The 5,816-nt window shown below is 32.8% G+C and carries 8 protein-coding genes; 4 read left to right on the plus strand and 4 right to left on the minus strand.

Annotated features, from left to right (window positions below; translation table 11 throughout):
- The 3 genes from C9J37_RS29305 to C9J37_RS29310 form a co-directional block, all read left to right on the plus strand.
- On the plus strand, nucleotides 1-214 hold a 214-nt coding region (locus tag C9J37_RS29305; protein WP_235617277.1), incomplete at its 5' end, for a hypothetical protein.
- 529 nt (nucleotides 215-743) lie between these two features.
- A complete protein-coding gene (locus C9J37_RS27035) occupies nucleotides 744-1,214 on the plus strand; it encodes a GNAT family N-acetyltransferase (RefSeq protein WP_107897871.1) in 471 nt (156 codons plus the stop codon).
- Nucleotides 1,215-1,349: 135 nt separating this feature from the next.
- Complete coding sequence (locus tag C9J37_RS29310) at nucleotides 1,350-1,772, plus strand: hypothetical protein (protein ID WP_235617278.1); 423 nt, start codon at nucleotides 1,350-1,352, stop codon at nucleotides 1,770-1,772.
- 749 nt (nucleotides 1,773-2,521) lie between these two features.
- Here the strand turns inward: C9J37_RS29310 and C9J37_RS27045 are convergent.
- Entirely contained in the window at nucleotides 2,522-3,262 is a 741-nt protein-coding gene (locus C9J37_RS27045) for a type II toxin-antitoxin system HicB family antitoxin (protein ID WP_235617279.1), read from the minus strand.
- A gap of 377 nt (nucleotides 3,263-3,639) precedes the next feature.
- On the opposite strand from C9J37_RS27045, the gene C9J37_RS27050 reads away from it, so the two are divergent.
- Nucleotides 3,640-4,194 carry a recombinase family protein gene (locus C9J37_RS27050; RefSeq protein WP_107896508.1) on the plus strand — a complete coding sequence of 185 codons (555 nt, stop codon included), beginning with the start codon at nucleotides 3,640-3,642 and terminating at the stop codon, nucleotides 4,192-4,194.
- 259 nt (nucleotides 4,195-4,453) lie between these two features.
- Here C9J37_RS27050 and C9J37_RS27055 read toward each other — a convergent pair whose 3' ends face one another.
- The 3 genes from C9J37_RS27055 to C9J37_RS27065 form a co-directional block, all read right to left on the minus strand.
- Complete coding sequence (locus C9J37_RS27055; protein WP_107897873.1) at nucleotides 4,454-4,633, minus strand: hypothetical protein; 180 nt, start codon at nucleotides 4,631-4,633, stop codon at nucleotides 4,454-4,456.
- A gap of 39 nt (nucleotides 4,634-4,672) precedes the next feature.
- Complete coding sequence (locus tag C9J37_RS27060) at nucleotides 4,673-4,999, minus strand: hypothetical protein (RefSeq protein ID WP_107897874.1); 327 nt, start codon at nucleotides 4,997-4,999, stop codon at nucleotides 4,673-4,675.
- 236 nt (nucleotides 5,000-5,235) lie between these two features.
- Nucleotides 5,236-5,631 carry a DUF3997 domain-containing protein gene (locus tag C9J37_RS27065; protein WP_107897875.1) on the minus strand — a complete coding sequence of 132 codons (396 nt, stop codon included), beginning with the start codon at nucleotides 5,629-5,631 and terminating at the stop codon, nucleotides 5,236-5,238.
- Nucleotides 5,632-5,816: the final 185 nt, after the last annotated feature.

A 5,816-nucleotide genomic window follows, 5' to 3' on the forward strand; every position in this document is an offset into this window, starting at 1 on the left:
TAGTCGCAATAACCTTAACAGAAATGGATTCTTTTTTCATCTTTTAAGTGAAAAAGAGAATCCCACAGAAAAGCTGACAAATAAGCTTTTCCGTGGGATTTTGTATATGTTGATGAATAATCTAGGTTATACTTTCCTCATCGATGATGATGTTGAAGTTGGTTATGTTTTTCTTTCTATCAAGGAAAGAATGAAAATCTTAAGTTATAAATAATGCCTACCTTTTCTTATAAAACATACAAAAAATATAGATTCTCAATCTTAAACGAACAGAATAAAGCATAATTTTTATTTGTTATAATGTAAGTAATATATACAAAAGAAGTAATAATGTGGATTAACCAGAACTGGTTTTACATAGTCACAGTTATTCGTTCCATTTTTAAGCTAGAGAAAGTAGGGGATGTATATGTATGAAAGGCTTTCAGCAGATGAAGAGAGAAACGATTATCGGTACTAACTGCAGAACAACGGAATTATTTAGAGAACGAAATGAAACGTAGTAGAAAGACTGTGTATGAACGTTTCATGAGAGATGAAAAAATAACAGCACTTAAATCAGTATATATAACACTTGAGGATAATGAGAGAAATGTAATAGACTGGATAGATCACCAGCTGCAGCGTGTATAAAATCTTGCATAATGATTTTACCTTTTCTTTTTTTGAAAAGGTTTATTTTTCCAATAAGATCTTCAATTGCGATATAATTTAATCATCAATTGTTATAGGAGATGAAAGAAATGAGCATATATATTCAATTATTAACCGAGGATGTAGTAAATCAGAAATTGCTAAATGAAATTCTGGAACTATGGAATGAAAATGCCATAGAAACGGCAGATTGTGCATTAGAGGAAAGTGAAAGAAAGGGTATTGAAGAACAGCTAGAACATTATATTCAATCAGAATATGGAGCCGTTTATATAGCAACTAATGACAACAATGAAATGATTGGTTTTGGAATGGCTTCGATTAAAAAGGATTTTATATACGATATGAATTATGGTCAAATAGACGAAGTTTATGTAGTACCAGAATATAGAAGACAGAAGGTTGCTAAACGTCTAGTAGATGATTTAGTGAATTGGTTTAACGACGAACACGATACTTCTATAGTAAATGTTTATGTAGATTTAGAAAATGACTTAGCACTTAACTTTTGGGAAGGCATTGGTTTAGAAAAGGAATTTTTTATGCTATCAAATAATTAAAAAAGGCATCTTAAAATAGGCGTATTCTACATAGTTGAGTTCACAGCGTTTTTCAGCTAGATATAACTGATTTATGATGATTTTGGCCCAGGGAATTATATTGGTCGTTGTTCTTGTAATCGAAGGCTGCGGTATATGTTTACAGTAGAACATCAGAAAACGCATAAAAAACTTCAATATGGTAAGGATCATTTAAGCATATTTTTAAATATAGAAGTGAAAGACGTAAATGGAATAATAAAAGAATTAGATGACATTGATTATGAACTAGATGAACTCTTGTGGAAAACAAAGAATAATGAGTACTACCACGAATACTATGAGAGAATCCCTGATAAAACAGTAGTTTCTGAAAGCATTAAAAAGCATATTGAATTAAATCTTCCGTTTTTAGACCCACAAATTAATCGATTGAATAAATATTTTGAAAAACAAATGGAAGCATTAGAGGAAGAAAAACGTAAAATTCAGCGTGAGGTTGAACTCGAAAAACGTAAGGCAGAAAGAAGACGAATTGAAGAACTACTTAAAAGAAGAAGAGAATTGAGGCTACTTTAGAAGCTGGCAGAAAGGCTCAACAAGAAACTGAATTTAAAAGACAACAACAGGAAAATGAACGTATAGAAAAATTGTCACAAGAGCAACGGGTGAGAGACGCTAACTAATTGAGTCAGTAAAAGCACAGTTCGGCTATCATGCTACCTTCGATGAAGTAGCCTATTCACATGTATTGAACGGTCTACATAGTGCCGTAGCGATTAGCCGTATTATGGCCAATGATTTTGGGTTTGATAAATGTCTGTCTGTAGGCACAATTCACAGGCCGTTCATATATTTTGATGTATTACTGGCTTTGAAGAAACAAGTGGATAAAGGAAATTTAATTAGGGATGAATCATCAAACATAGTGGATTGTATTTTCTATGTGAATCCTTACCATGAGGAAGATAGAAGGAATGAAACTGAGGAATTGGAACAACAAACGTTATCTCTGTTTTAAATGAAGTGTAATGGAGGGCATCACAGATTGTAACTTGATACACTTTATTAACCAAATTGGTGAGAATTATAGATGAAGTTAGTTAATTGGCAATTTGCCCTTGTTATAAGCGTTATTTTGCAATATAAGCAAATATAAAAAAGCCCAGTTTCTCGCATTAAAATTGAGAAATTGGGCTTTTATCGTTCCTCCAGAAAAGCGCCCGTTTGTTGAATAGCGAGATAGTGATTACTTCTTTTTACTTATGACACTAAAGCACCCATTAGTTTAATAAAGGGGAAAACAATGAAGCCTCTGGTTCGGTAAATTAAAAGAAACTGAAATCTGGATCTGTTACTTCTTTTTTTAATATTGCTGCTTCCATTGCAGAAATATGCCCCATTTTTACTAATTCATTAATTGATTTGAACATAATTTTATTATTTTTTTTTTCAAACTTCAGCCGATCTTTTTTCCTCTCTAACCACTCATTGGAAGTACGATATTTTATAACTACTTTTTCAACAAATTGATTAAATTTCTCCTGTGCTTCAGACCGTGTATGTACTGAAAACAGTATCATATTAAACGGCCACTCGGGATTTCTTCTGTGTGAGGAATCAAAGAAAAGAATTTCCTCCTCCTCCGAATAATCTCCAAATTGGATATCCCACTTTCCCTGGTCATTCTTATAACCTATGGCCTCGATTTCCTCTTCATATTCTTCAGCGTAATAGTGAATATGCCAATGTCTGTGTTTTAAATGTTCCTGTATTTCTTCGGCATACGGTTCAAACGACGTCTTCACATCGACTAATTCCATTCCTTGAGAAAGGTCGTTGCTTTGAATTGGAATAGGTTTAGGAAGTTCTTCATTATCATATAAGAATCCCGCTAAAGAGTAAGCTAAATCCTTTTCTGCATTTTTTATCGCAATAATTTTGGTTTCTCCCCAGCACAAAGGAAAATCCCACCCGCTCTCAGGAAAAAGCGTGGGGAAATAAACATCATATCTTTCTTCATCATTCTGTTGTATAAATGCTGGGTAAACTAATTCTTCAAAATTCAACATATTTGCACATCCTTTAATCAAAACGTCTCCTTATAATAAACTATTTTACGATAATTGCAATCTAACCACTTTCAACTAAACTGCTTCATTAAGTTGAAGAAAAAATGCATCTAGAGCGCGTCGTTTGGGGACCTTTCATAAAAGAATATTATTCAATAATATGGCCCGATTGCGGAACAAGAATAATCCTGTATATCAACCTCTGTTCCAAAACTCGTCCTTTTCTGAACACGCTAACTTTGGATTAGAAAAGGGAGTTTTATAATGTCTTGTATGTAATAAAACCCTGTTCAATATTCTATGTTCAATAACCTACTCGTTTTCATCTTATGTTACAATTAAATCAGAGTAAAAATGAGAAAGAGTGATAATTGGTGTTAATTGGATATGCGCGTGTGTCGACAGGATTGCAAAATTTGGATTTACAAACAGATGCGTTAACGCAACATGGCTGTACAAAAATTTTTCACGATAAAATGAGTGGAGCAAAAAAACAAAGACCAGGTTTAGAGGAAGCACTTCAGTATGTACGTGAAGGCGATACAATTGTCGTTTGGCGATTGGACCGGTTAGGACGCAACATGCAAGACTTGATTCAAATTGTGAACAATTTAAATGAACGTGGAGTAGGCTTTCATAGTCTTCAAGAAAATCTAACAATGGACAAAAGTAATGCAACAGGACAATTAATGTTTCATTTGTTCGCAGCGTTTGCGGAATTTGAACGTAATCTTATTGAAGAACGCTCGGCTGCTGGACGAGCAGCTGCAAAAGCTCGTGGGCGACTTGGTGGGCGCCCAGAGAAGTATGGACCAAAAGATATTGAAATGATGAAAGCTTTAATTGAAAGTGGGACACCGATTAAAGATGTTGCGGAAAAATGGGGTGTATCTCGCACGACGATTTATCGCTATTTAGAAAAACAGTAAATCAGAAGGGGTGCTGTCTATGCAAAATGAATATTTTCTTAATAGGCTTTGAATCTAATGTTGAACAAAAGGCATATTGCTAATGGTGAATATATATTGAAAAAAAAATCATTTATTCACCTTTTATAATTAAGAATAAATGATAAAAGTAAAAACAATTCATCTGGTATAAAAAGAGGTAAAAACAATGTCCATAGAAAAACTGCACCTCCAATTTGTTAGATTTTGTCTAACAATTGGGGTGCAGTTCATATTTTACTTAAGGTTTATAGGTTTGATTAAACATATTAGTAATATTATACGCTACAATTGCTCCAGCTGATTGTGCATCTGCAGCATGATTATTAGCAAGATCTATATACTTTTGCACGAAACCTGTACTTATGTCTGCTTTTTCTATTTTTTCGTAGTTGTATTTATCATATATTGCAATATTCACTGACCAGTTACCATTTTTTTCTTTAACAGCTGCCCAACTCTAAGTTACTTTTCCGTATGTTAAATAAAAATCTAATCCGACATTACCCACAGTAGTAGCAATACTACTTTGATAACCAACTGATTTTTCTCCCTTAGAATTTGCCTTTTTAATGGCTTCAGCCATTGGTTGTGAAATTGTAGTGTACATTTTTGTTAAACTAAGAGCATTTGCATGTGATGAACCAACATTATTAAGGCGATGTGATGGTTTATCTTGTAAAGAATGGTTCAAATAATTTCCTGCAGTAGGGAGTTTAATTGTCCCAGCAGCTACAGCCATAGCTTTAAATTCAGTTCTATACCAAGTTTTAGATTTTAAAGCCATAGTAGCAATAGTATTATCATCACTTAAAACAGGTTGTTCAGGGGAACTATTTGATTGTTGTTTTTGTAAATCTTCAAAAACATTTTGTGCTTCTTCCTCACTTAATTCTGCAGCTAATGTTAACTTTGGAAAAACTAAAATACTCAGTAAGCCAAGAAATGTTGCTGATTTGGTATATTGATTAAAAATAACATTTCCTTCCTTTTTAACAATATACCATATTCTACTATAAAATGTTATTTATTCTTTTTGAAATCTTCCACATTAGTTAATTCTACATCTTTTGATATTTCATATTCTTCCCTTTTTTTCTGGAAATCATTTTTATTAAAAGGCCCCTCTGATACTCCAGTTTCAATATTTAAAATCCAAAAATAAAATTCATTTTCTGATTCTAAAACTTTTTGTTTTGCAATAATATATTTTTCATTCCACCCTGCAGCAACTACTCTAGCTGGAATAACATTAGGTCCCCATCCTATTTCAGTTTTAGGTGCAATAGTAATTTCATCTGCAGATGTCCTTAAAATAGAGTAATTACCAGGTAAATCAATATCATAATCTGCTAAACCAGCACATCCACTAACAATTATTGAAGTTAAACATACTATAATTATCATTTTTTTTAACATACTTTATCCTCCTTTAAAATTAACCTTCTACATCTTTCATTATCTCATTTATCAACAAGTCTGTTGATTAACCAGTTTTTACCATTAAAGCCTAATAAAAAAGAGAGATTCCATGTAAAATGTAAGTTACCACACAAACAATTACGAGGAGGAATCTCTCATGGCTAAGAATACCACGATTTTCA

This window comes from Lysinibacillus mangiferihumi (genome assembly GCF_003049665.1).
Taxonomy (GTDB): Bacteria; Bacillota; Bacilli; order Bacillales_A; family Planococcaceae; genus Lysinibacillus; species Lysinibacillus mangiferihumi.